The organism is Psychrobacter sp. GW64-MNA-CIBAN-0177 (assembly GCF_040309585.1).
GTDB lineage: Bacteria > Pseudomonadota > Gammaproteobacteria > Pseudomonadales > Moraxellaceae > Psychrobacter > Psychrobacter okhotskensis.
The window spans coordinates 1-250 of the sequence record NZ_JBEOOY010000468.1 but is presented as its reverse complement, the minus strand read 5'-3'; the positions used below and the strand labels follow the sequence as shown (position 1 = coordinate 250).

Here is a 250-nt window from a genome sequence, read left to right as displayed (position 1 = left end):
ACTGTGCACCGATCTGATTGCAGACAGTGCAGACAGCGAGCATGCAGATAGTGATACTGACAGCGCTTGGATTGATAAAAAATTACCAACGCCGAAGCAATTGCGCGCAAAACTCGATGAATATGTCATTGGACAAGATGCGGCTAAAAAAGCATTGGCAGTGGCGGTTTATAACCATTATAAACGCCTAAAAGTCAGTCAAACTTTTGCCAATGACCGCAAAAAAGCCAAAATTGGTGCTGATGATGCG

1 pseudogene is annotated in these 250 nt (G+C 44.0%); it reads left to right on the top strand.

What is annotated here, in order from left to right:
• A pseudogene (clpX, locus tag AAEY79_RS15880) lies at positions 1-250 on the top strand (ATP-dependent Clp protease ATP-binding subunit ClpX); the annotation flags it as partial.